Annotated in this window: 28 protein-coding genes; 13 read left to right on the top strand and 15 right to left on the bottom strand. The window is 64.3% G+C overall.

Going from position 1 to position 25,484, the window contains the following annotated elements; all coding sequences use genetic code 11:
- Positions 1-74: 74 nt before the first annotated feature.
- A complete protein-coding gene (locus KZ498_RS06925) occupies positions 75-614 on the top strand; it encodes a dual specificity protein phosphatase family protein (protein WP_312617932.1) in 540 nt (179 codons plus the stop codon).
- Positions 615-625: 11 nt separating this feature from the next.
- Here KZ498_RS06925 and KZ498_RS06920 read toward each other — a convergent pair whose 3' ends face one another.
- The 5 genes from KZ498_RS06920 to KZ498_RS06900 form a co-directional block, all read right to left on the bottom strand.
- Positions 626-1,366, bottom strand: a complete 741-nt coding sequence (locus KZ498_RS06920; RefSeq protein WP_312617931.1) for an ABC transporter permease — start codon at positions 1,364-1,366, stop codon at positions 626-628.
- On the bottom strand, positions 1,363-2,304 hold the full coding sequence (locus tag KZ498_RS06915; RefSeq protein WP_312617929.1) for an ABC transporter ATP-binding protein: 942 nt from the start codon (positions 2,302-2,304) through the stop codon (positions 1,363-1,365). The genes KZ498_RS06920 and KZ498_RS06915 overlap by 4 nt, the downstream gene beginning before the upstream one ends.
- Positions 2,305-2,575: 271 nt before the next feature.
- Complete coding sequence (locus KZ498_RS06910; RefSeq protein WP_312617927.1) at positions 2,576-2,815, bottom strand: Rdx family protein; 240 nt, start codon at positions 2,813-2,815, stop codon at positions 2,576-2,578.
- Positions 2,816-2,846: 31 nt separating this feature from the next.
- A complete protein-coding gene (locus KZ498_RS06905; protein WP_312617925.1) occupies positions 2,847-3,548 on the bottom strand; it encodes an ABC transporter ATP-binding protein in 702 nt (233 codons plus the stop codon).
- Positions 3,545-4,936, bottom strand: coding sequence for a heme o synthase (locus KZ498_RS06900; RefSeq protein ID WP_312617923.1), 1,392 nt, complete (start codon positions 4,934-4,936; stop codon positions 3,545-3,547). Before KZ498_RS06900 ends, KZ498_RS06905 begins: the two co-directional genes overlap by 4 nt.
- 141 nt (positions 4,937-5,077) lie before the next feature.
- On the opposite strand from KZ498_RS06900, the gene coxB reads away from it, so the two are divergent.
- A complete protein-coding gene (gene coxB, locus KZ498_RS06895) occupies positions 5,078-5,842 on the top strand; it encodes a cytochrome c oxidase subunit II (RefSeq protein ID WP_312617922.1) in 765 nt (254 codons plus the stop codon).
- An 889-nt stretch (positions 5,843-6,731) separates the two neighbouring features.
- Here the strand turns inward: coxB and KZ498_RS06890 are convergent.
- Complete coding sequence (locus KZ498_RS06890) at positions 6,732-7,508, bottom strand: CAP domain-containing protein (RefSeq protein ID WP_312617920.1); 777 nt, start codon at positions 7,506-7,508, stop codon at positions 6,732-6,734.
- Positions 7,509-7,632: 124 nt separating this feature from the next.
- Here KZ498_RS06890 and srp19 point away from each other — a divergent pair, with 124 nt between their 5' ends.
- From srp19 to KZ498_RS06875, 3 genes are all read left to right on the top strand, one after another.
- Positions 7,633-7,911 (top strand): signal recognition particle subunit SRP19, encoded by a 279-nt coding sequence (srp19, locus tag KZ498_RS06885; RefSeq protein ID WP_312617918.1) that lies wholly within the window; start codon positions 7,633-7,635, stop codon positions 7,909-7,911.
- Positions 7,908-8,135: a Gar1/Naf1 family protein gene (locus KZ498_RS06880; protein ID WP_312617916.1), complete on the top strand. Its 228-nt coding sequence runs from the start codon at positions 7,908-7,910 to the stop codon at positions 8,133-8,135. Before srp19 ends, KZ498_RS06880 begins: the two co-directional genes overlap by 4 nt.
- 75 nt (positions 8,136-8,210) lie before the next feature.
- Complete coding sequence (locus KZ498_RS06875; RefSeq protein WP_312617915.1) at positions 8,211-9,308, top strand: presenilin family intramembrane aspartyl protease PSH; 1,098 nt, start codon at positions 8,211-8,213, stop codon at positions 9,306-9,308.
- A 12-nt stretch (positions 9,309-9,320) separates the two neighbouring features.
- Here KZ498_RS06875 and KZ498_RS06870 read toward each other — a convergent pair whose 3' ends face one another.
- Both KZ498_RS06870 and KZ498_RS06865 read right to left on the bottom strand, forming a co-directional pair.
- Positions 9,321-10,328 (bottom strand): ornithine cyclodeaminase family protein, encoded by a 1,008-nt coding sequence (locus KZ498_RS06870; RefSeq protein WP_312617914.1) that lies wholly within the window; start codon positions 10,326-10,328, stop codon positions 9,321-9,323.
- A 119-nt stretch (positions 10,329-10,447) separates the two neighbouring features.
- Positions 10,448-10,681 (bottom strand): hypothetical protein, encoded by a 234-nt coding sequence (locus KZ498_RS06865; RefSeq protein ID WP_312617913.1) that lies wholly within the window; start codon positions 10,679-10,681, stop codon positions 10,448-10,450.
- A gap of 479 nt (positions 10,682-11,160) precedes the next feature.
- Between KZ498_RS06865 and KZ498_RS06860 the strand changes: the two genes are divergently transcribed.
- Positions 11,161-11,328: a hypothetical protein gene (locus KZ498_RS06860; protein WP_312617911.1), complete on the top strand. Its 168-nt coding sequence runs from the start codon at positions 11,161-11,163 to the stop codon at positions 11,326-11,328.
- Positions 11,329-11,363: 35 nt separating this feature from the next.
- On the opposite strand, the gene KZ498_RS06855 is transcribed toward KZ498_RS06860, so the two are convergent.
- Positions 11,364-11,777 carry a DUF3054 domain-containing protein gene (locus KZ498_RS06855; protein WP_312617909.1) on the bottom strand — a complete coding sequence of 138 codons (414 nt, stop codon included), beginning with the start codon at positions 11,775-11,777 and terminating at the stop codon, positions 11,364-11,366.
- A gap of 143 nt (positions 11,778-11,920) precedes the next feature.
- On the opposite strand from KZ498_RS06855, the gene KZ498_RS06850 reads away from it, so the two are divergent.
- Positions 11,921-12,469, top strand: a complete 549-nt coding sequence (locus KZ498_RS06850) for a GNAT family N-acetyltransferase (RefSeq protein ID WP_312617907.1) — start codon at positions 11,921-11,923, stop codon at positions 12,467-12,469.
- 123 nt (positions 12,470-12,592) lie between these two features.
- Positions 12,593-13,573, top strand: coding sequence for a flap endonuclease-1 (fen, locus tag KZ498_RS06845; RefSeq protein ID WP_312617906.1), 981 nt, complete (start codon positions 12,593-12,595; stop codon positions 13,571-13,573).
- An 81-nt stretch (positions 13,574-13,654) separates the two neighbouring features.
- Here fen and KZ498_RS06840 read toward each other — a convergent pair whose 3' ends face one another.
- From KZ498_RS06840 to KZ498_RS06830, 3 genes are read right to left on the bottom strand one after another with little or no spacing between them, the layout of a single operon-like run.
- On the bottom strand, positions 13,655-14,794 hold the full coding sequence (locus KZ498_RS06840; RefSeq protein WP_312617905.1) for an ABC transporter ATP-binding protein: 1,140 nt from the start codon (positions 14,792-14,794) through the stop codon (positions 13,655-13,657).
- Positions 14,795-14,811: 17 nt separating this feature from the next.
- Positions 14,812-15,741: a carbohydrate ABC transporter permease gene (locus KZ498_RS06835; protein ID WP_312617904.1), complete on the bottom strand. Its 930-nt coding sequence runs from the start codon at positions 15,739-15,741 to the stop codon at positions 14,812-14,814.
- Positions 15,738-16,802, bottom strand: a complete 1,065-nt coding sequence (locus tag KZ498_RS06830; RefSeq protein ID WP_312617903.1) for a sugar ABC transporter permease — start codon at positions 16,800-16,802, stop codon at positions 15,738-15,740. Before KZ498_RS06830 ends, KZ498_RS06835 begins: the two co-directional genes overlap by 4 nt.
- On the opposite strand from KZ498_RS06830, the gene KZ498_RS06825 reads away from it, so the two are divergent.
- Entirely contained in the window at positions 16,801-16,962 is a 162-nt protein-coding gene (locus KZ498_RS06825; RefSeq protein WP_312617902.1) for a hypothetical protein, read from the top strand. The two genes, KZ498_RS06830 and KZ498_RS06825, sit on opposite strands and share 2 nt — an antisense overlap.
- Positions 16,963-17,368: 406 nt before the next feature.
- On the top strand, positions 17,369-18,775 hold the full coding sequence (locus KZ498_RS06820; protein ID WP_312617901.1) for a class II fumarate hydratase: 1,407 nt from the start codon (positions 17,369-17,371) through the stop codon (positions 18,773-18,775).
- 347 nt (positions 18,776-19,122) lie between these two features.
- On the opposite strand, the gene KZ498_RS06815 is transcribed toward KZ498_RS06820, so the two are convergent.
- Positions 19,123-19,455 (bottom strand): hypothetical protein, encoded by a 333-nt coding sequence (locus KZ498_RS06815; protein WP_312617900.1) that lies wholly within the window; start codon positions 19,453-19,455, stop codon positions 19,123-19,125.
- Positions 19,456-19,602: 147 nt separating this feature from the next.
- Positions 19,603-20,562, bottom strand: a complete 960-nt coding sequence (locus KZ498_RS06810) for a transcription initiation factor IIB family protein (RefSeq protein WP_008310442.1) — start codon at positions 20,560-20,562, stop codon at positions 19,603-19,605.
- A gap of 265 nt (positions 20,563-20,827) precedes the next feature.
- Between KZ498_RS06810 and KZ498_RS06805 the strand changes: the two genes are divergently transcribed.
- Entirely contained in the window at positions 20,828-21,352 is a 525-nt protein-coding gene (locus KZ498_RS06805) for a hypothetical protein (protein ID WP_312617895.1), read from the top strand.
- Entirely contained in the window at positions 21,349-22,074 is a 726-nt protein-coding gene (locus KZ498_RS06800; RefSeq protein ID WP_312617893.1) for an RNA methyltransferase, read from the top strand. The genes KZ498_RS06805 and KZ498_RS06800 overlap by 4 nt, the downstream gene beginning before the upstream one ends.
- Before the next feature lie 76 nt (positions 22,075-22,150).
- On the opposite strand, the gene KZ498_RS06795 is transcribed toward KZ498_RS06800, so the two are convergent.
- Positions 22,151-24,625, bottom strand: a complete 2,475-nt coding sequence (locus tag KZ498_RS06795; RefSeq protein WP_312617891.1) for a bacterio-opsin activator domain-containing protein — start codon at positions 24,623-24,625, stop codon at positions 22,151-22,153.
- Between the two features lie 296 nt (positions 24,626-24,921).
- Here KZ498_RS06795 and KZ498_RS06790 point away from each other — a divergent pair, with 296 nt between their 5' ends.
- Positions 24,922-25,410: an HTH domain-containing protein gene (locus tag KZ498_RS06790; protein ID WP_312617889.1), complete on the top strand. Its 489-nt coding sequence runs from the start codon at positions 24,922-24,924 to the stop codon at positions 25,408-25,410.
- The last annotated feature ends 74 nt before the right edge of the window (positions 25,411-25,484 follow it).

Raw genomic sequence — 25,484 nt, 5'->3', positions numbered from 1 at the left:
TCCGGAGAATCACAGCTGAGAACTGGGTGGGTAAAGTGAAGGGGGTCCGTAGGATAGGCAGGGCAACGGGTGCTATGCCCATCGTGAATCCACACCGCTTCGCGCCTGCAGCCGCCGACGAGGAGTACGTCTACGGGGCCTGTGCCCCAGGCTGGCATACGGCCGCCACGCATCAGGACGCTATCGATGACTGGATCGCATACATGCAGGCACACGACATCGAGCGGGTCTGCTGTCTGCTTCCCGGGCAACAGCTCGACCACACCGGGGCCAACGTCCAGCGCTACCGGGAGGCTTTCGGAGAGTCAGCAGTCAGACACGCCCCGGTTCCCGACCACCAGCTCATCCCCGAGGACCGACTTCGCAACGATATTCTGCCGTTTCTGGTTGTCGCCTCCGAGGCTGAGGAACGGGTCGTCGTTCATTGCCTGGCCGGCATCGGCCGCACCGGGCAGGTGCTCGCCGCGTGGCTGGTGTATCATTACGACTACGGTCCCGACCGCGCCATCGAGACAGTACAGGAGAGTGGCCGTGACCCGGAAGAGGCAATCAGGTCGGGGAACGCGACCGAAGCGGAGCTGTCCGACCTGTTGTCGTCTGTCGCACGTTTGTAAGCGAATTCCGCTCAGTCCGTCCGCGGGAGGAGCCGCGCGCCGACGGCGAAGCCGACGACGGCACAGACTGTGAGAACGGCGAGTGGACCGAGCGCTTCTCCGGCCCCCGTCGTCGCCGCCCGGACGCCACGCGAGAAGTACGTCAGGGGTGAGAGCCAGGTCGGCAGCCACGCGGGCAAGAGCGTCTGTGGGACGAACGTCTCCGAGAGAAAGAGCAGCGGGAGCGCGAGGCCGTTGCTCGCCGCGATGACACCGTCCTGTGAGTCCGCGAGGCTGCCAAGCATCGCGCCCACGGCACAGAACAGCGCGACGCCGAGACCGACAAAGGGGAGCAACAGCCCCGACAGGCGGATGCTCGCGCCGGTGAGCCACACCATCAGTCCCAGAATCAGGAGGCCGGCGATACCGATGATGACGACGTTGACGAGCGTCTGTGCGAGCAGCCACTCGGTGCGGGTCAGCGGTGTCGTCGCCAGCTTCTCGAAGCGGTTGCCGTCCCGATGGCGCGCCACTTCGCTGCCGACGCGGGAGAGTGGCGTAAACAGGACGACGACAGCCAGATACCCCGGCGCATAGAAGCTCGGCGGCTCGGTGAACAGCCCGCCGCCACCGGGTTGGGTCTGGACCAGCACGCCGAAGATGACGACGATGATGACCGGGAAGAAAAAGGTGAAGAAGACGGCCGTCCGTCGCCGGAGGAAGGCCAGTGACGCGGCGCGGGTCTCCGATGTGAGGCGTCCGAGCCGACTCATCGAGCACCACCCGCCGGCGGCGCCGTCCAGTTCGGTGACCCGCGCTGGCCGACAGCCGTCCCGGTGAGTTCGAGGTACACGTCCTCCAGGTCCGGCTGTTTCCAGGTGAGGCTGTCGTACTCGATGCCCGCCTGACCGAGTTGCTCAGTGATGCTGCCGATAGACTCCGGGCGGATACCGTAGACGACCAGCCGGCCGTTCCGCAGTGCCGTCTCCGCCGGGTAGTCGATGGCTGAAACGGCGGCCTCGTCGAAGGTCCCGTCCACGATGAGCTGGCTGTCGCCGCCGTGCTCAGTCACGAGCTTGTCCGGCGAATCGAGGGCGATGAGCCTCCCGTCGGCAAGGAGGCCGACGCGGTCAGCGAGGCGCTGTGCCTCCTCCATGTAGTGTGTCGTGACGAGTATCGTCACGCCACGGTCGGCAAGCCCCTCCAGCAGTCGCCAGAGGTCACGACGCCCGGCCGGGTCGATGCCGGTGGTCGGCTCGTCCAACACGAGGAGGTCCGGGTCGTTGATGAGCGCCGTTGCGACGCAGGTCCGTCGCTGCTGACCGCCCGAGAGGTTCTCGTATGTCGTGCTGGCAGTGTCGGCCAGACCGACGTCGTCGAGGACGGCCTCGACGTCGCGGGTATCGTCGTACAGGCCGGCGTAGTATTCGAGCAGTTCCCGCGCTGTCAGTCGCTCGTGGGGCACAAACGACTGTGGCAGCAGACCGATTCGGTCGCGAGCGACCGTTCTGGGCGACTGGCCGAACAGCCGTACCTCGCCGGTCGCGTCCGTCGTTCCGGTCAACGCCCGTACGAGCGTGGTCTTGCCGGCCCCGTTGGGGCCGACCAGCGCGAGCACTTCTCCGGCGGTGGCCGTCAGCGAAACGCCGTCGAGTGCGACCGTATCGCCGTACTGCCGCCCGACATCCGACGCGACCAGTACCTCATCCATGCGTCCGCCTCCGGTCGGGTGGCCGAAAGCAGTTCCGTTATCGTGCGGTCAGGGCTTACACGTTGCGGCCGCATCTCAGACAGACAGCCGGAAGCCACGGCTTGTCCGTGACGACTGGCTGGGTATCTTCACAGTGGTCACAGAATTCAGTTTTCGTCGCCATTTGTCAGAGTTGTCACAGCAAAACAATAAATAGTTTGTTGTATGGTATGACATCACAAACCCCTGGTAGCGTCGCCATGGGTTCCGCTGAAAACATCACGCCGCCCGACTACACGACCTGGGTGCGGATCTCACGGACGATAGCGTCCACGTCGAACTCGGCATCGGCTTCGGCTTTGTCGTAAACAGTCTCGCCGTCGACGCTGATTCTGAACACACCGTGGTCGCCCATGACGAGTCGGACGCTGTCGAGTTCCCGTTCGAGTCCGGCTAAAATCGCCCCCTGAACGTCTACTGCCCGTTCGCGGAACCCACACGGGACGCAGTATTCGATTTCGACAGTGCTCATACCGGCCTCCACGCCCCTCGGTCCCAAAGCTCTATGGCCGGCCGACCAGCGTTCGGAGCCGACCGACGAGTGTCACGTCGAACCGGTGGACGCCGTACAGCAGTGCGATAGAGGCGATAAACACCGCCGTCGAGAGGCCATACGACTGGGACAGGGCCGCCTGTGACAGCGTCGCGCCGACACCGACGAACCCACCCAGTATCGACGCGATGATAGGGAGAACACAGGAGACACACGAAAAGAGGCCGACGAACCCGCCCAGCGCGCCGCCGCTCGCGTCGATAGCAGTTACGAACACCAGGTACGAGAGCGCCAGGTAGCCGGCCACCTTCCACGGGATGAGTACCACGCTGAGGGTCGCGCCGCTGAACACGACCGTCGGCGAGAATCCTGGGGGGGCCTGCGTGACAAGACGGATGCCGGTCCCCTGGCCGCCTGTTCCGTACACGCCGCCGACGTAACCCAGCACGAGCAGGTATCCCAGGCCGACGGCCGCGCTGGCGAGCGTCCGACGGCGGCTGGTCAGTTCCGGGCGCACTCGCAGGAAAACGAGACCGGCGATGTTGAGCCAGACGAACGGGAACAGAAGCAGGAACGGGTCCGTCGCCGGCCGGGCCGTGTTGACGACGTAGCCCAGAACGAGGATGAGTTCAGCGTTCAACACGGCTGCCCAGGTCACCAGCGAGCGCGTGTCCGGTATCGCATCTCTGAGAGGTGCTGTCGAGGTGCTCATAGTGCGAGTGCGTCGACGACGATGGCTATCAGGACCGCCCCGAGGTAGGCGTTCGACGCGTGGAACGCCCGGAACGCCGCCGCTTCGGTCTGCTCGTGGTGGAGCTGGACGACGGCCCAGAGGAACACTGCACCCAGCAACACCGACGTGACGGCGTACAGCCAACCCAGCGACGTGAGCACGCCCAGGACACCCGAGGCGATGAGTGTCGCTCCGAGATAGTAGACGATGTGCTTTCGTGTCTCGGTCTCGCCGCGGACGACCGGCATCATCGGGAAGCCGCCCGCCTCGTAGTCGTCCTTGTACGCGAGCGCGAGGTTGTAGAAGTGCGCCGGCGTCCAGAGGAAGATGACGACGGCGAGGACGATGCCCGGGAGGCCGATCGACCCGTCGGCGGCGACCCAGCCGATGAGCGCCGGCAGCGCGCCGGCGGCCCCGCCGATAACGGTGTTCTGGACGGTGTTGGGCTTCAACACGAGCGTGTAGATGACGCTGTAGAACACAATCGCAGTCAGCCCGAGCAGCGCCACGAGCGCGTTCACCTGCCAGAACAGCCCCAGCGACGCAAGCGACAGGAGGAGTCCGAAGGCAAGCGCGTTCCGGACCGGAATCTGGTGGGTCGCGATGGGGCGGTCCGAGGTCCGGTCCATCCGCTTGTCGATATCGCGTTCGAGGACGTGGTTGAACGTCCCAGACGCGCCGATGGAGAGCACGCCGCCCCCGAGCGTGAGCAGCACCGTTCGGACGGTGAGGGTCTGTCCGGCGGCGAGGGCCATCCCGGCCGCGGCGACCAGACACAGGAGCCACATGAGTCGGGGTTTCATCAGACGGAAGTACGCGAAGGCGGTCCCGACGAGCCGTTTGCGGAGAGTGAGAGTTGGCGTCTGGTCGGGGGTGTCATCGCCGGTCGGTTCCGGCGCAGGCGTGGGGTTCTTCACGGGGGTCTCGTCGTCGCTACCCGTCTCGGCTTCGAGGTGCCACGCCAGGGCCAGCACGAACGAGCCGAATATTCCCATCCCCATCGCGAGGTGGGCGCCGGGGAGTGCCGCGTCGGTGCTCGTCGCGACCAGCGCGCCGAGCGCTATCTGGACCGGGTACAGCGCGGCTCCGAGAAGGATAGCCGCCTTGACGCGACCACGACAGCCGGATTGGAGCCCCACGGCGGCCATGGCGACCACGAGGAGTCCGACGACGGCTGCGACCAGTCGATGACCCCAGGCGACAAGCAGGGCCGTGTTCGTCAGCGCGACCGGCCCGTCACACAGCGGCCAGGTAGTACAGGCTGCCGCCGCGTCCGTGAGCGTCGTCGTCGCGCCGGCGAGGACTAACAAGTACACGCCGACAGCGGTCGCGGCGAGCAGTCCGGTGAAGGTCCGGCTCTCTGCCATTACTGTAATCTTCGATGCCGTGCACTTAGACCCCGCGATTCCGCTGTCTTCGTCCGGCGTTAATTGCTTCCCTCTTGTTGAAAATCGAGTCCCTGTAGCGAAGACAGCAGTTATTTATCTCCGAAATCCTAAGCCGGACTCATGACTCGGAAACGCGCCGGTCTGGTCGCTCTGTTCGGTGCTGCGTTGCTCGCGCTCGCCGTCGAGCCGGCCGCCGCCGCACAGATTCAGGACTCGACGACGGAGAGCCTCATCTGGGGGCTGAACATGAACCTCCTGTACGTCGCGCTCCCGATTACGGTCCTCGTCGAAGGGATTCTGATCTACACCGTCTGGCGGTTCCGTAATCAGGAAGAAGCGCTTCCCACGCAGGAAAACCGCCGACTCGAAGTCACCTGGACCATCGCGACGGCGATTATTCTCCTGTTTGTCGGCGTCGCCTCCTACCAGGTGATGGCGAGCCCGTACGTCACCGCCGAGGCCGGTGACCAGGCCGCCCTGCAGGAACAGGATACCGAACTCATCACCGTCGAAGCACAGCGGTACGGCTGGACGTTCTACTACAACGAATCGAGCTGGGACGGTGATGCGGAAGTGACCACCACGACGAACCTGAAGATACCGGCCAATCAGGACGTATCCTTCCGTATTACGTCGACTGACTGGCTCCACGCGTTCCACGTCCCGGGACTCGGGCTGAAATCCGACGCGTTCCCCGGTCAGTACAACAACCTCCGGACCAACGTGGGCAACACCGGCACCTACCAGCTCTACTGCGCCGAGTACTGTGGCTCGGGTCACTCCCAGATGCTCGGGACTGTGGAAGTCGTCCCGCAGGACGAGTACGAGGACTGGCTGGCAGAGCAGAAAAGCGGCGGTGACGGCTCCGAGGACAGCGGCGAGTAACGCGGTAACTGAGCGGCTTTTCCGATACTTGGCGAGTTACGGGATATCACTCTCAGCCACCAGTGCGTGACTTTCCGGCACGCTAACTGGCAGTCACGACCGAATCGAGATATCACGGGCGAACCGAGCCGGCCTGCCATTGTACTGAACGGCCCATCTTGCAGTTACTTCGCCGTTTGAATCCACTGCCAGATTCACGCTCTGGTGACTGCTGACCCTCTCACTGAACACTTGCTTCCCATCGACATATAAATCGATGCGACAAACCTGACCGTCTACTCCGCGATTGATCTGGACTGATTCCCCTGGTTGAATTGAAACCTCCTTGTTCTGGCAGGTGGCACTCAGAACAACGTCGCCCGCAAACCCGCCAGCGACCTGGGCTTCCACGAGCGCCGACCCTTCACACATCGACGGCCAACATTCCGGCGTTGCGGCTTCGGGAGGTGGCGTCCCGGTTTCAGTAGCGGTGTCGCTCGGCGTTTCTGTCGTATTCGACGCTGAGGCGTTATTTTCGGTCGCGCTATCGAAATCCCACTCGGCACAGCCGGGGAGGGATACGGAAAGTGCTGAGAGTGAGAGGAACTGTCGGCGATTCATAGTAGCTGGTGAAATCGGTTGTGCAAGGGTCTTGTGTGCGATAGGAGAACAGCCACTGGTTCATCCAGACTATGTGGTAGTATTACGTCGCGGAATGCTACAGACTGATTGAGTACTGGAATCAGCGGTTTACGAACAGTTCACACAGAGAGCAAGGGAGTACGACACTGCTCGCATTGAGCCGAAACGCGTAGAACTCGGACAGCGATACGGGACAGTGGCGGCGGGGCCACGCCCACAAACGGCCCAGCGTCAGACCACTCGCTGTGCCGATCAGCCAGTATAGCCCTTAGCCGCAGATGTTAGCGGTCACGTACACGTTTCCGGTGTCGGTTATCTCCACGCCGATACCGACGATGTTAGCGTTACGGAGCGTGAGCCGTTCGCGGTAGTCCGGCCACGCCATCCAGTCGTCGACGATCTTCCTGGCGACTTCCTTGTCAGTGGCGTGGAACCGCTGCTCGCCGTCCTCCTCGTAGGTCTGTCCGGCGACCGTCTTCTCGACCGCTTCGAACCGGTTTCGGTCCGGTTGCTCTATGTAATCTCCCTCCGCCGATTTGAACGTACACCGGTCGTAGAGCCCGCTGTTCTCGTACCGGTCCTCGCTCGAGACGCCGTCGATCTTGTGAATCGCCTTCCCCTCGCTTGCCATCTGCTCGCTGTGGCCCTTCGCCATCTCGTTGAGGTCCGCCTCCGTCTGGAGTCCCGATTCGAACGGCGGGACGCCCGCGGCCTCGCGTTCCTCGTTGAGGAACTGTCGGACGTAGGTCGAGACGTTCTGTTCGTTGAACTCCCGCGCCGGGATGGACTCCTGTTGCGAGGGGGCTGTTTCGGTCGGTGTCGGCGTCGTCGTACCGCTTGGCTCCGACGTCGGTACCGGCGTGGTACCGTTGCCCGCTGTCGCCGTCGCCGTTGAACCACCGCCGCCGTCGCCGCTCTGTGAATCAGTCGTCTGTGCCGGCGTGTCCGCTGTCCCGCCCGAGAACTGTGCTCCGATAAGAACGCCCGTCCCCAGAACAACGAGGAGCACCACGGCGGCGATAGCGAGTAGCCCTTTCTTTACCATGCTTGTCACGGATAGATTACAGAGGCATGTAAGTTTGATTCTTCATATACTTCAGCTTGTTATCACTTCGCCCATCGCCGGCGATGACGATAACCCATATATGCCACGGGCGGCCACTCCCGGTATGGTCGAGAACGTTATCTGGCCGGCTGCGCTCGACGCCAACCGGTCGCGCAGCGACGGGCGTCGCGTGGCACTGGATCTGGCCGTCGAAGACCCGACTGTCGACGAGATCGCCAAGGCCGTCCAGCAGGTCGGTTACGACGCGGTCATCGAACGGGACAAGACGTATCCACGCGAGTACGAGGCCCGCGGGCGGGTCGTTGTCAAGGACGCGGACGACGCGACGAAAAGCGACCTGCTCGGGGCCGTGGCGGCCTACATGCAGGCGCTCCGTGAATGAAACGCATCGGCACCGTCACGCGGGTCGCACAGGGACTGGCCGTCGTCCGGGCCCCTGACGGGGAGTACGCGTCGGTGGGGACCACCGTGGTCGACGAGGAACTCCGGACAGTCGGCTCCGTCGTCGACGTGTTCGGTCCGGTCGAGCGTCCCTACCTTGCCGTATCGCCGAACGACGACGTGCATCTCCCGGCGCTGGTCGGGAAGATCCTGTACGCGCGGTGATGTCTCCCCGGAACGCTCACGTCCGTCCGCACGCGCTTCGTAACGCTCAAACCGGTTCCTGCAGGACGTGTGTGCATGGAGCGACGGTGGCGAATCCTCGGCGGCTGTGGCCTTATCGCTGGTATCTTCCTGTTCGTCCAACTCGGCGCGCTGGCGCTGGTCCAGCCCTTCGAGTCGGCTGGCTACCAGGCCGTCGAAGACCCGTCTGACCCCACGAACAGCCTCATGTACGTCGGGGCGATTCTGGTCGCGACGGCCGTCATGTTGCTCGCCTTCCGCTACGAGGTTGACCAGCTCATCCGCGGGCTCATCATCTTTTCGGCGGCCTGGCTCTCGCTGTACGTGTTTCAGGTGCTGGTCCCGCCAGTGCTCACGTACGCCGGGCTCAACGTCGTCGCCGTCCTCTTGGCGCTGGGCCTGGGGACGGCGCTGCTGGTCTACCCCGAGTGGTACGTCATCGACGCTGCCGGTGCGGTGATGGGGGCTGCCGCCGCCGGCCTGTTCGGTATCAGTTTCGGGGTCCTGCCGGCGCTGGTCCTGCTGATTGTGCTCGCGGTGTACGACGCCATCAGCGTCTACGGGACCGAACACATGCTCACGCTGGCCTCCGGCGTGATGGACCTCAGAGTCCCCGTCGTCCTCGTGATTCCGATGACGCTTTCGTACTCGTATCTCGACGCGACGACGCCGGACCCGGCGGCGGAAGCCAAGGCAAGCGACGAATCGACCGCGGCGGACACAGCGGCCACGGAATCCGGGGCCGACGCGGACAGCCCGGCAGTTGCGGACGGGAGCCAGCCGGCGGAAGGTCCCGACGAGGCGACGGACACCAGCGAGGCCGACGAGGCCGATGATGTCCACACCGACCCGCTGGATCGCGACGCCCTGTTCATCGGCCTCGGTGACGCCATCATCCCGTCGATACTCGTGGCCAGCGCCGCCTTTTTCGCCTCGTCGAACGTGCTGTCGGTGTTCGGCGTCCCGTTGCCGGCCCTGACTGCGATGGTCGGGTCCTACGTCGGCCTGGCGATACTGCTGTGGATGGTTCTGAAAGGGCGCGCACACGCGGGACTCCCGCTCCTGAACGGTGGGACCATCGCCGGCTACGTCGTCGGCGCACTCGCCGCCGGTATCAGTCTGGTCGACGCCCTCGGCCTCGGGCCGTATCTCTAAGACCCGGTTCCGTTATCGGCCGGTCAGGGCCTGGCTCGCGGGCGCGAACTCTATCTCCTCGCCGCGGCCCTCGGCCTTCGCCCGCTCGTACAGCATGTGGCCCGCGGCGACGGTTTCGATGGCTGTCCCCCCCGAATCAAACACGGTAATCTCGTCGGGTGACTGCCGTCCTGGCGCGTTGCCGGCGACGATGTCGCCCAGTTCCGCGTGGACGTGGTCCTCGTCGATGACGCCCTCCTCGAGCGCGTTGATGAACGACCCGGCGTCCTGTGTCACCCGTTCGCGCAGGTCCGGGACGTACGTGGCGCGTTCGATCGTCGTCGCGTCCAGTTCGTTCTTCTCGGGGTGGTACTGGCCCATCGCGGTCACGTGGGTGCCCGGTTCGAGGAGGTCGCCGTCGAACACCGGTTCGCTCGCGTTGGTCGCCGTGATAACGACGTCGGCCCCCTCGATTGCTGCGGCCGGCGAAGCGACGGCCGCCACCGTCGGGTCCAGCGCGTCGTTCATCTCCGCGGCGAAGGACTCCCGGTGGGCAGCCGTCGGTGAGTACACTTCGATGCGCTCGAAGGGACGGACGGTCGCCGTCGCCCGGACCTGCCCGCGGGCCTGCGCACCGCTCCCGATGACTGCGAGGTCGCTGGCGTCGCGGCGGGCCAGGGCATCGACGCCGACGGCCCCGGCTGCGCCGGTCTTGTGGGGGTTCATGCTCACGCCGTCGAGGACAGCGAGCGGGTCGCCGCTGTCGGAATCGAAGATCGGGAGCGTGAAATGCGCGTCTCGCCCGCTGAAGCCGGCTGCGTAGGTGTACCCACCCATCGCACCGGTGTCGGGGAGAATCGCGAGATAGCCGGTCAACATTCCTGCGGGCTCGTCCGAAAACAGCGTTGTTCTGGGGGTCGCCGGGGCACCCTCGCCACGTTGGCGATATCCCGCCCGGACGACGTCGACGTACTCGGTGGGATCAGCCAGGTCCGCAACCTCGTCACTCTGCAGGAACAGCGCTGTCGCATCCGTTGCCATACCCCGACGTTCGACCGACCGGCCCTTATACTGTCCGGCGGTGACGGACGGCTCGGCACGCGGTCACCGGTTGTCGCGATATCTATCTAGAACAGGAGAGTAGACGGGCGTGCGGACGCTCAGTCCGCCGTCTGGAGCGGGTCCGACTGCGTGGTCTGCTGGGTCGGCGATTCGTTCGGAACCGGGTCAACGGGGGCACGGACGAACATCGCGTGACCGATGAGGCCGACAGTCACTACGGAAGCCATCGGAATTGCCGTCGTCAATGCGAAGCCACCAACGTACAGGATTGCGGTGATGCCGGCCATGGCGAGCGGAATGAGTCCGAGAATGATGTCGTAGTAGCCCGTCATAAGTATGAATCATGGTATGGTTGCGGGATATATGAATGTTTCCCTAAAACAGGAAATTATACACTCAATGGCCCCTGCAAATTTACTCAGTAGCCGTTGAGTAACAATCTCATAAGTTATGAGTTGGATTGAGGGAAAAGATTAATATACTCCGATTCCTGTGACCGGTTCACAATATAAGGACGGTACCGGTCCGTTGACGCCGACCCGCAGGCACGGCTGTTCCACGAAACGCGCCATGAGAAACGATAGACGGTGTTTACTGTTCGTTATACCATGACTACTACCCGCGGGTATCCGTTTCCCGGTACATCGTCCATGTACTCTCCGTTTTCAAATCTTGAGAACTAGATTAGCGGAGACGTGGAGTAGTCAGGCATTCTATTTTTTCCGGTGATAACTGGGTCAATGTGCTTATTAGGCCCGCCGGGATACGTTGAGTCGGAGAAAAACGGTACCGCCGACTACCAAACGAGACAATGAGCACGAACGCAACGGACAACACGACGGGCGCTGCAACCGACGACCAAGAACGACGATACGCCGAGCTGAACATCGGCGACGAGGAGTTCGTAATCTACGACCGGGAGAACCACCAGGCATGGATTCAGTCCACAGAATCGCTTGAAGTCGACGACCTGCGGTAGTCCGTCATCGACGCTGCGTCCACGCTGCAGGCGTCTTATTTTGCGACTGCGATCGCACCGCGCCAGAGCGCCAGCAGCGTACCGCCGACAAGCACGGATACGAGCGCGAACGTCACTGCCGCGTTGCCGGGGAAGATCGCCGTCGACCGGAGTCCCTGCGCAATCCCGACTGCCAGAACCCACCCCACAACAGTGCGGCCGACAGCCGCTCGGACCGTCCCTGTCGCAGCGGCGGTGTACAGTCCCCCGAGCCCAGCGACGAGGAGCCAGCCGATGTAAAACGGCGTCAGCGTCCCGGCGAACCGGCCCGGGCTGAGTATCGGATTGATGCCGTGGGTCAGCTCGCCGATGCCGACGAACAGAGCAATCGCAAGCAGGTCACCGACGGCGACCAGCGCCGTCCGAGCGGACAGTTCGATACGACCGTTCCCCACCGTCGAGACGCTCATACAGAGGGTTCCGGCTCCGGACACTTCGCTCTCCCGGATTCGACGCCACCGAGCGCTCGGATCGGTCGCCGCCGGGTGACTGACCGCCTGACGACGGAGCAGGGACCATCACTGATTACAGTGGTCGGCCCCAGAGTGGGACTATGGAGTTCACGCTGCTCGGCTGGCCCGAGGACGGACACCGGCTCCGGCTGGACCACGAGCAGTTCGCGTACGCGGGCAAGTTCGTGATGACCGCGACCGGGAAGGCCGTCGTCGGGGACGACGGCGTCGTGGCCGCGGCCGCGTTCGACGCCGACCGGACCGACCCCGACACGCTCTGTGTCCGGTACGTCACGGTTCGACAGGACCGGCAGGGCGAGCGGCTCGGGGCCCGCCTCCTCCGGTTCGTCCGGGACCGCGCCACGGAGCGGGGCTTCGAACGCCTCTCCATCGGCGTCAACAACCCCTTCTCCTACCAGGCCGCCTACCGGGCGGGGTTCTGTTTCAGCGGCGCGGAGACGGGGATGGCCGAACTCGACCTCGTCTGGCCGGGCGACCGGAGTCCCGACCGGTATCAGGCCGGCCTGGACCTGTTTCGGGAACGCGACCTCTCGCCCGAAGAAGCGTCGTTCCTCGACGCGAAGGCCACCGCCGACCCGCCGCCTGCCATCGACGACTGGGCCGAGCAGCCATCCACGAGGACCGCCTGACGGACTATCTCGGACCGAACAGCCTACGCACACACCGTCGAACTGAGCCGGTCTTCGGCAAAATCGACAGGACGGCACGCCGTATCCGGGAGATTCAAACGGCTGTCGGCCAAATACCTGCCAATGGGAAACGCTGATTTGCGGTCGCTCGCGGCGCTGTCGGACGTGTCGTTCGACGACCTCGGCGGGAGCGTCGTCGCCGTAGACGCCCACAACTGGCTCTATCGCTACCTGACGACGACGGTGAAGTTCACAAGCGAGTCGAAGTACATCACCAGCGACGGCGAGGAGGTGGCGAACCTCATCGGCGTCGTCCAGGGACTGCCGAAGTTCTTCGAACACGACCTCACGCCGGTGTTCGTCTTCGACGGCGCGGTCACGGACCTCAAGGACGACGAGGTCGAGAAACGACGTGAGCAACGTGAGAAGTACGAATCCGAACTGGAGTCGGCGCGTGCCGCGGGGGACACGACCCGCGTCGCCAAGCTCGACTCCCGGACCCAGCGGCTGACCGACACCATCGTCGACACCACGCGGGAACTGCTGGAGCTGCTCGGGGTGCCTATCGTCGACGCCCCGGCGGAAGGCGAGGGACAGGCATCGGTGATGGCCCGTCGGGGCGACGTGGACTACGTCGGGACCGAGGACTACGACGCGCTTTTGTTCGGCGCACCGATGACGCTGCGCCAGCTTACGTCGAAGGGCGACCCCGAGCTGATGGACTTCGAGGCCACGCTCGAACAGCACGACCTCACCTGGGAGCAACTGGTCGACGCCGCCATCCTGATGGGGACGGACTTCAACGAGGGTATCTCCGGCATCGGTCCCAAGACCGCCGTCAAGGAACTCCACGAGCACGGCGACCTCTACGCCGTTCTCGAGGCCCGGAACGAACACATCGACCACGCGGACCGCATCCGGAACCTGTTTCTCGACCCCGCAGTCACCGACGACTACGAGATTCCGGACAGCATCGACCCGGACATCGACGCCGCACGCGCGTTCGTCACCGAGCGGTGGGAGGTCGACGCCGGCGAAGTCGCTCGCGGGTTCGAGCGCATCGACGAATCGGTCGTCCAGACCGGCCTGGACCGCTGGGCGTGACAGCGCCGTAGCGGGCCGGGCTGTTCGGTCCGTACCGATGGCGTAGGAGATGCTCCGTCGAGAACCGGGTCTAATGCCCGCTCAGACGACCGATTCGACCGTTTCGATCTCGTCGAGCGTGCGGTTCCGGATGGCCTGCCCGCTGGCCGTGTCGAAGAGGTGAATCGCCTTCTCGGGGAACCGGACTTTGATGCGCTGGCCTGCGGTGAGCTGTTTCATCCCGCCGACCGTCGCGATGAACTGGTCGTCCATCGACTCTTCAAACGCCAGGTGGGCCGTGTTCTCGTTACCCCGTGGTTCGACGACGTGGACCGATGCGTCGAACACGTTCGCCCCGTCACCGCCCTCGACGACCTCGATGTCTTCGGGTCTGATGCCCAGCGTGATGTCGCTCGTCCCCTCGACTTCGGCGGCGGTCTCGTCGCTGAGTTCGTACTCGAACCAGTCGCCGCGAAGCGTCGACCCCTCCAGCGTCATCGGGAAGAAGTTCATCGACGGTTCACCGATGAAGCCGGCGACGAAGAGGTTGTTCGGCTCGTGGTAACACTCCAGGGGCGTCGCACATTGCTGGAGGACGCCGTCGTTGAGGATGGCGATGCGGTCGCTCATCGTCATCGCCTCCGTCTGATCGTGGGTGACATACACCGTCGTCACGTCCAGGTCCTGCTGGAGCTCCTGTAGTTCGGTCCGCATCTCGGCTTTGAGCTTCGCGTCCAGGTTCGCCAGCGGCTCGTCCATCAGGAACACCTCGGGGTCCCGGACGATGGCGCGGCCAAGCGCCACGCGCTGTTGCTGGCCGCCGGAGAGTTCGCCGGGCTTGCGGTCGATGAGTTCGAAGATGCCCATGTCCTTGCACGCCGTCTCGACGCGCTCGTTGATCTCGTCGTCGGGCATGTCAGTCGACTCCTCCAGCCCGAAGGCCATGTTCTCCCGTACGGTCATGTGCGGGTACAGGGCGTAGGACTGGAACACCATGGCCACGTTCCGGCGGGCCGGCGGCTGGTCGTTGATAATCTGGCCGTCCAGCCGGATTTCGCCGCGCGTGATGTCTTCGAGCCCGGCAATCATCCGCAGCGTCGTCGATTTCCCACAGCCCGATGGACCGACGACACAGAGGAACTCGCCGTCCTCGATGTCGACCGATACCTGGTCTACCGCGATGATCTCGCCGTCGTCGTCTTGGAACGTCTTCGTTACCTCGTCCAGTGTGAGTTGTGCCATTGTGAATACCTCCGTGATTACTCTCCAGCGACGCCTTTCGCGAACTGTTCGCCGAACACGACGTAGACGAGCAGCGTCGGCAGTGCTGCGACGATGGCCCCCGCCATCGTGGTGTTGAACGACTGGACGACCCCGCCAGTGAGTGCTGCGAGGCGCTGGGTCGCCACCTGCGAGGCCGGCTCGTTGATGAGCACCAGCGCGAACAGCAGGTCGTTGTACACCTGCGTGAACTGATAGATGAGCGTCACCGCGAACATCGGCAGCGACAGCGGGAGGATGATGTTGCGGTAGATGCTGAACGCGCTCGCGCCGTCGAGGCGGGCGGCCTCGATCATCTCCTCGGAGATGCTCTGGTAGTACGACCGGAACAGCAGCGTACAGATCGGTATCCCGTACGCCGCGTGGGTGACCGACAGCTGAAGCAACTGCACGTAGCCGTTCCGGCTCGGATACTCCCAGCTACCGGCGGTAATGAAGCCAAAGAGGGTGTTGACGAACCCCTCGACCAGTCCCGGGAACACCCGGAACCAGAACTGTGCCAGCGGGACCAGCACGGCCTGGTAGGGGATGAAGATGCCCGCGATGATGAGGACGACGACGCCGACCTGGCCGCGCCAGCTGATCGTCGTCAGCCCGTAGGCGGTCAGGCTCCCCAGCAGCGCCGACATGATCGTCGCCGGAATCGCCATCAGCAGCGAGTTCAGCAGTCCCGGCCTGAGCGTGTTCCAGGCGGTGGCAAGCGCGTCGAGCGTGAAGCCGTCAGCGCCCGGCGGCGCGAACGGGAGCGTCCGGGCGAAGGCGCTCTCTGTCTTGAACATCGTCATCACGGCCGTCTCCACCGGGAAGAGGTAGAAGGCGATACCCGCCAGAAGCAGGGCGTACAGACCGATGCGGCTGTTCTCTGTACTGCGAAGCTCGTCGAGGAAACCGCTGTCTCTGATACTCATAGTTCACCCCGTCGGTATTCGCTGTAGAGGTACGGCCCGATGACCAGCAATGCGAGGGCAAACAGCACGATAGCGACGGCCGACCCGTACGCCCACCGGAGGCTGTCGAACGCAACCCGGTACATCATTGTCGCCAGAATGTCCATGTTCGCCCCCGGCTGTGAGCCACGGAGCGCGTAGATGAAGTCGAACGCTTTCAGGGCAAACACCATCAGCACCACCGACGCCGACACCGCGGAGGCGCGGAGTTGCGGGATGATGATTCGCGCGTACATCCGAACGGTCGACGCGCCGTCGACCCGCGCGGCCTCGTAGTGTTCGGTCGGAATCGCCCGGAGGCCAGCGAGGAAGACGACCATCGCGTAGCCGCTGAACTGCCAGATGAGGGCGAAGATGACCGCCGCCAGAGCGGTCGTATTCCAGGAGAGCCACTGAATCACCTCGGCGTTGACCCCTGCCGGGCGGAGCAGACTGACCAGTGCACCTTCGAGGTTGAACACCCGGAACAGCTGATTGAGCACGCCGTTGCGGGCGTTGTACACCCACGCCCACATCGTCGCCGTGACCACGAACGAGAGACTCATCGGCAGCAGATAGATGGTCCGGAACGTGTTCTCGAAGCGTATCTGCTGGTCGATGAGGATGGCCACGAACAGCCCGAGCGCCAGACAGAGGACGGTGAACACGACGAGCAACACCACCGTGTTCTGTGCTGCCTGCCAGAACGCTCCGTCGTTCAGCATGCGGCTGTACATACTGAGATCGAAGCTCTCGTACTGCGCACCGCCGAGGCCGCTGTAGTCGGTCAGCGACAGGAGGAAGTTCCAGGCGATAGCGCCGTAGACGAAAAAGCCCGCAAACAGGACTGGCGGGAGCCAGAACGGGGCGGATTCGACGAGTTCCCACTCGATCGGAAGCGAGTTCCGGAGCGAGTCGCCCCGGGTGGTCTTCACCGTTGTGCCCCCGTCTGTTGCCAGTTGGTCTCCGTCCGATTCGTCTCTCGATACCGCCGACCGGAGCCTCCCTCCGGTGGCGAGGAGTCTGCTGAGTATCTCGCGCATGGTTGTTCAGTCGTTCGCCGACGTGAGTTCGCCGTCCATCGTCCCGACGGATGTGTCGTCAGTCACAGTGACTCGCCGGCCGACACGCGCCGGCCACGCGTTCCGGACCAGGCCTGTCGCACCAACACAGGCTGGCGAGTGGCGTGAGAGCGCCGGGTGACGGGTGTGCCATCCCGTCGTCGTGCCGAGCGGGCGAGTGGTTGCAACGCGGCGGGTACACCGGCTACGAGCGTTCGCGATGTGTCACGTCCGTCGGTGTCCCATCGGGCCCCGCCAGCCGACGACGGCAGCAACACACCGCCGTCACCGAGCATGGTGGGGACATCAGTTATGAACGTCTCTGTGGCGTCGAACTCATGCTAAGTGGAGAGAGATTCTACTTAATATTTCCGAATGATAATACATGTTTATCCAGATCATGGCTTCTGAGTCCGTCGGTCTCCGTCCTTCGACCGGTACCTCAGAGTCGCCAGCGGGCGGCTGTACCGGCGACCACGGGTCTGTCCAGGTGGTGTCCCGATTCGTACCGGTGGGTTTTACGACCGGGCGGACCACCCCCCGGACGTATGACCGACGAGTACCGGACAGAGCAGGATAGCCTCGGTGAGATGCAGGTGCCAGCCGACGCGTACTGGGGCGCACAGACACAGCGTGCCGTCGAGAACTTCCCGATCAGCGACGTGACGTTCGGACGGCGGTTCATCCGAGCACTCGGCGTCGTGAAGAAGGCGGCCGCGCAGGCGAACCGCGACCTCGGAACGATTCCGGAGGACAAGGCGGACTGTATCGTCGAGGCCGCCGACGAGGTCATCGCCGGCGAACACGACGACCAGTTCCCCGTCGACGTGTTCCAGACCGGGTCGGGCACGTCGTCGAACATGAACGCCAACGAGGTCATTTCCAACCGCGCCACGGAGCTATACGGCGGCGAGGTCGGGACCCGCGAGATCCACCCGAACGACCACGTCAACTTCGGCCAGTCCAGCAACGACGTGATTCCGACGGCGATGCACGTCGCCTCGCTGGAGGCCGTCGAGAAGGACGTGATTCCGGGGCTGAAGACGCTGCGCGACGAACTCGAAGCCAAGGAAGAGGAGTTCGAGAACGTCGTCAAGACCGGTCGAACGCACCTTCAGGACGCGACGCCGGTGACGCTCGGCCAGGAGTTCTCCGGCTACCGCACGCAGGTCGAGAAGGGCATCTCCCGCGTGCAAGACGTTCACGGCCGCCTCTCCGAACTCGCGCTCGGCGGAACCGCGGTCGGGACCGGCCTGAACACGCGTCCGGAGTTCCCGGCGAAAGCGGCGGCGTACATCAGCGAAGAGACCGACCTCAACTTCCGCGAGGCGGACAACCACTTCGAGGCACAGGCCGCCCACGACGCGATGGCCGAGGCCCACGGCGCGCTCCGAACTGTCGCCGGCTCGCTGAACAAGATCGCCAACGACCTCCGACTGCTCGCGTCCGGGCCTCGCAACGGTCTCGGCGAGATCGACCAGCCGGAGAACCAGCCCGGCTCCTCGATCATGCCCGGGAAGATCAACCCCGTCGTGGCCGAGGCGGTCAATCAGGTCCACAAGCAGGTCGTCGGCAACGACGCCGCCGTCGCGGCCGGCGCCGCCGAGGGCCAGATCGACCTGAACCTCTACAAGCCCGTTCTGGCCTCGAACTTCCTGCAGTCTGCCAAGCTCATCGCCAACAGCAGCGCGGTGTTCGGCGAGAAGTTCGTCGCCAAACTGGAGGCCGACGCCGAGCACTGCGCAGAGCGCGTCCAGCAGAGTATGGCGCTGGCGACGGCGCTCAACCCCGCTATCGGCTACGACAAGGCGAGCAAGGTCGCGAAGAAGGCCCTCGACGAGGAAAAGACCATCCGCGAGGTCGTCCTCGAAGAGGGCTATCTCAGTGAGGACGAGGTCGACGACGTACTCGACCCCGAGAAGATGACGAAGCGCGGGATTCTGGGCGAGGAGTAGCGAGGGGCGCGAACGGAGCGAGGGGCGCGAACGAAGCGAGGGGCGCGAACGGAGCGAGGGGCGCGAACGAAGCGAGGGGCGCGAACGGAGTGAGCGGCCCTCGAAGATGCGAACGGCGACGGAAGGAGCCGCGAGCAGTGAGCGGCCCTCGATGTTGCGAGCGGGGAGGGACGACCCGCGAGCAGTGAGCGGCCCTCGATGTTGCGAGCGGGGAGGGACGACCCGCGAGCAGTGAGCGGCCCTCGATGTTGCGAGCGGGGAGGGACGACCCGCGAGCAGTGAGCGGCCCTCGATGTTCCGAGTGAGTCGCTGCACGCTTGTTTTATCGCCTCACCGGTGGCGGCCAGTCAGGGTCGGTCCTCACTGGCGGTGCCGGCGGTTTCTGCGTCGTCAGTCGCGTCGACCGTCTCGGTCTCGTCGACGCCATCGAGAGCGTCTGGAAGTTGGTTCTCGATAAGCCAGAACGTCAGTCGGTAGACGCCGTACCCGAGCACGACGAACAGCACCAGGTCGATGAGATACAGTTCGAGGAACTCGACGAGTGTAATCTCGCTGAGCGCGAGGTCGCCGGACAGGATGAGAAACTCAAGCGTGGCGACGACAAACAGCGCGGGTGCAAAGAGAACCACGAGTCCGATGACGAGAAGGGCGATCCGTTTCTGCGACGGGGAGACTGGCATACCTAGTGGTATCGCTGTCCGGACAGATAGCTCTGTACGTCCGTGGTTCCCTATTCGGTCCCGACCGTCGGCGTTGTGCGACTGGTAGCACCCGCAAAGTGAACGGCGGACAGAGGACTGCGCTACGACCGCAAAACAGGACGCCAGTCAGTGGATGCCCATCGCTTCGATCTGTTCCTGATACCGGTTCCGGATGGTGACCTCTGTCACCTGGGCCACGTCGGCGACCTCGCGCTGGGTCTTCTTCTCGTTGCACAGCAGCGAGGCGGCGTAGATGGCCGCGGCGGCGTAGCCGGTCGGTGATTTACCCGAGAGCAGGCCCTGCTCGGCGGTGGTGTCGATGATCTCGTTGGCCTTGGACTGGACCTCTTCGGAGAGTTCCAGCTCGGAGGCGAAACGCGGGACGTACTGCTTGGGGTCGACCGGCTCCATCTTCAGTTCGAGTTCCTGGGCGACGTAGCGATACGTCCGCCCGATCTCCTTCTGTTCGACCCGGGAGACGTCCGAAACCTCCTCCAGGCTGCGGGGGATGCCTTCCTGTCGGCAGGCGGCGTACAGGCAGGCCGTGGCGACGCCCTCGATGGAGCGACCGCGGATGAGGTCCTCGTTGAGCGCGCGCCGGTAGATGACCGAGGCGACTTCCCGGACCGACCGGGGGACGCCAAGTGCGCTGGCCATGCGGTCGATCTCCGACAGCGCGAACTGCAGGTTCCGTTCGCCGGCGTCTTTGGTTCGGATGCGTTCCTGCCACTTTCGCAGCCGGTGCATCTGGCTTCGCTTCTCCGAGGAGAGCGACCGACCGTAGGCGTCCTTGTCCTTCCAGTCGATCTGTGTGGTCAGCCCCTTGTCGTGCATCGTCTGGGTCGTGGGGGCTCCGACGCGTGACTTGGACTGGCGCTCGGAGTGATTGAACGCCCGCCACTCCGGCCCGCGGTCGATGTTCTCGTCCTCGATGACGAGGCCACAGTCCTCGCAGACGAGTTCACCACCGCCGTCGCTGGATATGGACTCCGACTCACACTCGGGGCAGGTCTGCTGGCCCGTGCTCTCGGACTCCTCCTCGCGTTCCTCCTGGTCAGAATCCCGCTGGCGCGTCGGCCGTTCCATGTGTTCTTTTACGGAGAAAAGCCAATCACGTATAAATGTTTGGGCGAGACCGTCAGTTTTGCCTCATCTCGACCCCGGCCGCGAATGCTAGGTGGATTAATCATGTTAAATTTAGCTGGAACTGCCTATGTTTCGAACGGGTGAGGGGTGGAACCGACTGGCACACCCGTCTCACCCTCCGCGACGATGGTGGGGCGCGGACGGACCGACATCGTTCGGCCGCCATATCGCGCTCTTTTAGTCCGGGACTCCCCCACGCTGACGTATGAGCAAGGTCAATATCGGGCTTCGGGGCTGGCGCTTCGACGAGGACGTGCTCGGGCCGGACGGCCGGGTCCGGCCGCTCAAGACGATGGAACCGGAGACCCGCCAGCGGCTGCTGGTGCTCGCAGAACGGGTCGTCGACCCCTGTGACGCCTGTTGGCTGATTCACGGCGACGAGAACATCGAACAGTGCAACGTCGCTGACGCCATCTACGGGGAGCCAATGGGCGAGGTGGTCCTCTGTTCGGACCACGAGACGGACTTCATCTACTGGTTCCGCGAGGCGGGCGGCGAGGCCTACGCCGGTGAGACGGACCTGGCCTCGGCCTTCCACGAGTGGTTCCTCGACGGGAACCGCGCCCCGGAGGGATACGTCGGTCTCGAACACGTCGAAGAGGACCCGACAGCGCTGCCGGAGGCGCCCGGCAGGGACGAAGCGATTCCGGGACTCGAGGAGGAAGTCGAGCAGATGGACCAGGAGGAACTCGACGCGCTGGACATGGACCTCAGCGACCTGGACGTATGATATCCGTCGCCGTCGTCGACGCGGAGACGCCGGGCAACGTCGGCACCATCGCCCGGTCGATGAAGAACTTCGGCCTGTCGGAGCTGTTGCTCGTCGACCCGCCGGAACTGGACCCCGACGGCGAGGCTTACGGGTTCGCCGGACAGGCACGCGAGGACATCCTCCCGAACGCCCGGACGGTGACCTTCGACGACATCGTCGAGAACTACCACACCGTCGCCTGCACGGCGACGACGAACGAGGACCCGGCCAACCACGTCCGGTATCCGGCGACGACGCCGGCCGACCTGGCCGACTCGCTCCGGGACGTCGAGGGCGATATCTGCGTCGTCTTCGGCCGCGAGCGGGTCGGGCTCTCGAACGACGAACTCGCGCGGCTGGACGTCATCTGCTCTATCCCGGCCAGCGCGTCGTACCCGGTGTTGAACCTCGGCCAGGCGGCCACTATCGTTCTCTACGAACTCCGGGAGCTGACAGTCGAGGCGAACCAGCACCCCGAGGAACTGCACACGCTTGCCGCGAAGCCGGCGGTCGAGGGCCTGCACGCGGAGTTCGACCGGTTCCTGCGCGCTATCGGCCACCCCGAGGAGAAACAGCACAAGGCCCGGCGGCTGTTCCGCCGGGTGCTCGGCCGTGCGCAACCGACCGGCCGGGAGGCGAAGACGCTTCGCGGCCTGTTCCGGCAGGCCCGACAGCGCATCGAGCGTGCCGAGGACGACTGATACGGACTGGTGTACCACGACCTTCGACTGCAGGCGGTCGGTGCGGCAATGACGCCCACCAGTCCACACGTCAGGTTCAATCGGGCTCCTCGAAGCTCGTCTCGGCATCGAACAGCGCGCCGATGACGGCGTCGTGGGCCTTCCGCAACCGGTAGTGCAAGGATGGCGCGGAGATATCGAGCGTTTCGGCCAGTTCTTCGGCCGAGCTCTTCCGCGGCCAATCGTAGTACCCGCGTGCGTAGGCGGTCTTGAGTGCGGCGGCCTGTTTCGGCGTCAGCCGGTCGCGTATCCGCGTCTGGAAGTCCGTGGCTGTCGAGACCGGCTGGTCGACGTACTGCTTGCTCCGCAGTTCTGTCCCGGGCGCTGTCTCCCGGACCGCCTCGACGACGGCGCGGACGCTGACGTCAGGCGCCATCTCCGCTGCGAACCGCAGGTCGCCGTCCGCCGCGACGGCGCTCGTCACGACACCGCCGTAGTCCGCGAGCGTGTCGAGCGGCGACGCGGATATCCCGTCGAGCGCGACTTCGAGGAGAGGTGCTCGGCTCTCCGCCGCTGTCTCGACGACGGCACAGGACCCGACCGACGGCGTTTCGGTGAGTGCCTGACACACCCGGTCGGTGTCCCCACCGCTGACGCGAACGTAGTGGAGGCAGTCCCCGGTACTGGTCGGGACACGCCGTTCGAGCGTGAACGAACAGTCGAGCGCAGCGGAGATGTCGGCGAAGACGTCCTCGGCAGCCGGCGTCAGGAACTCCAGTTCGACGGTCGTCGCCGCCAGCAGCGACTGCTGACTGTGGACGCGCTGGACAGACAGCCCGATGAGCCGGCCCAGGTCGGCGAGGATGTCCGACTCACGACAGCCGACCGTGGCGTCTGCCGGCGCGTACACCATCAACACGCCGTACGTGGTCTCACCGGTCGTCAGGGGAACTGCCGCAACGGCGGAGTGGTCCGCGACCAGTGGGCGGGCAGATCCGGCCTCTGTTTGCGACGACACGTCGGCGATATCCTCGGCGACCTGTACCTCTCCGGCGTCGATGGCGTCCGTTGCCAGCCGGTGCTCGCCGGGCGAAATCCTGTCTCGGGTCACCGTGTCAATCCCGGCAGCTGCACTCGGTGTTACCGTCGTGGCACTTCCCCGGACCCCGGTCCAGACGGCCCGGTACAGGTCCGATTCGGTGAGATGCGTACACACTGCCGACTCGATTTCCTCGCGTGTCTGTGTGTCCTGGAGCGCCTTCGCGATCTCTCGGCCCAGAACGTTGAGCCGCTGGGCCTGCCTGAGTTCGTCACGCTGGCGTTCGAGTTCGGCCTGGCGGTCCTTGTGAACGGTGATGTCGCGGGCGACGAAGATGACGGTATCGAGGTCGTACGCGCGGCTTTCAAGCGGCGCGACCCGCGCTTCGAACCACCGCTCGCCATCGGGGGCCTGCAGTGTGTACTCCACGGACTGGAACAGCCCGGTCCGGAGTGCCGAACGAACAGCCGCCAGAAGCGAATCGGCCGTGGCGTCGGAGAACGTCTCGTGTAGGGTCTGGCCGACGAGCGTATCCGTCTCACCCACGGTCACCAGCGACTCGGGGTCGCTCAGACAGTCGAGAACTCGCCCTTCCGCATCGATGATGAAACTGGGGTCCGGGAGGGCAGTATTCAACGCGTTTCGCTGCTCCGTGTGGCGCTGTCGTTCGAGCTCGTATCCCACCCAGTCGGAGAGCAACCGGACGAACGTCAGGTCCCACTGTGTGAACGCCGTCGCGCGCGGCTCCAGCCCGTAGAAGCAGAACGTCCCGTACACGGCTCCGTCGACGACGACGGGCGCGCCGATATAGTTCGCGATCCCCCACTCCGGGTCGGCGAGGTCCGGCGCTTCCGCCTCGACGTCTCTGAGCGCGAGCGGCTCGCGGTGTTCGACGACGTGTCTGCAGTTCGGGAGGTCCTCGATGCTGGCCGTTCTGCCGGCTTCGAGGTCGGCGGTCCCGGGTGCAGTGACCGCTTCGAAGACGTACTCGTCGCCGTGGACCTGCGACAGCGTCCCAAACGACGTCCCGAGCGTCTCACGGCCGAGCTCTAACAGCGCGTCGAGTTGTCCGGTGAACGTCCGGTCGGCGTCGGTACAGATGTCGTAAGCCGCTTCGAGCGTCGACTCCCGTTGTTTCCGCTCCGTGATGTCGATGTGTGCGATGGACGCGTACGTCGCCCCGTCGATGGTGAACGGGGCGACGTACAACCGGAACCACTGTTTCGTCGACGGGGTGTGACACGGGTACTCGAGTTCGAACACCGACCGTTCCCCGGCGAGGACGGCCCTGATGCCGTCCGCCGCCTGATGACCGGTCACGTCGTCTGCCATGTCGGCGATGTCCAGATAGTTCAGGCCCAGCGTGTTCGGTGTCACCTCCACTCCGTTTGCCCGGCCGAACTCGTCCCACGTCTCGTTCGTTGAGAGAATGACCCCAGAGTCATCTACGATAGCGAACATGAGGGGTAGTGTATCGATGGCCGGCCCGTACAGGGCTGGGACACCGTGGCCATCCACGACACTTGGAACCATACAGTCAATCTACGGGCAAGCCACTTAACGCCCGGCGTTTGGTTAGGAACTTAACGTTTCCATAAATGTCCCGTGACGGAAATACTGCGCCGTATCTGGGCTTGAAACGCCTGTAGGGTAGAATTTGCTTCCCGGATTGGCAGACCAGGGACTACGTGTTGCCAAACTAACCAATCACTGCACGACCCGGACATATCACCCGTTCCTCCGGTTCGCCCCGATTTATTCTAGGGGCCTAGAGAGAGTGTTTAGGAAAGTTACCACTGTAGCGATGCACAGGATACTCACAGCTCACTATGGATTCCACTGCCAATACAGTGCGCGTCGAACTGTTCGTCCGGTCCCTCTGTCCTGAAGACGCAACACACCAGCAGGACTACGTGATCGACCGGTTACAGTCCCTCGAGGAAACGGGCCGTATCGCGGACCTTTCGATACTGATCTGGGGGAACCGGATAGAACCGAAGCTCGCACAGCGGACTGCGGCGGGCCGGCGCCTGTTGGAGCGGCTTTCCATGTTCGAACGCTGGGAGCGCGAGTCCGATGCCTCACTGGACGCCTTCGACTGGCAGCACCCGGTGACGAACATGGTTTCCGAAGAGTCATTCAGCGTCATCACGCTTCCGACGCTCGCTCTCGCCGAATACGTCGACGGAGAACTCCAGCACGTCGCTCCCTGTACGCGCGAGGGGACGGTCCACCGTGTCATCGACCGCGTCAGCCGCCTCGCGGAGACCGCACACCCGACGGAGGATCCAGAGCTTGAACGTACCGTGGTACAGTAGCGTCGGAACCGCACGGGGCGGTCCCACCACATGGCACGTGAGCGGACACACCATGTGGTGCCGGCGGCCGCGTT

Origin of the sequence: Haloarcula sp. 1CSR25-25, from assembly GCF_032027985.1 — an archaeon.
GTDB lineage: Archaea > Halobacteriota > Halobacteria > Halobacteriales > Haloarculaceae > Haloarcula.
This window is presented reverse-complemented; position numbering and strand designations above follow the sequence as displayed.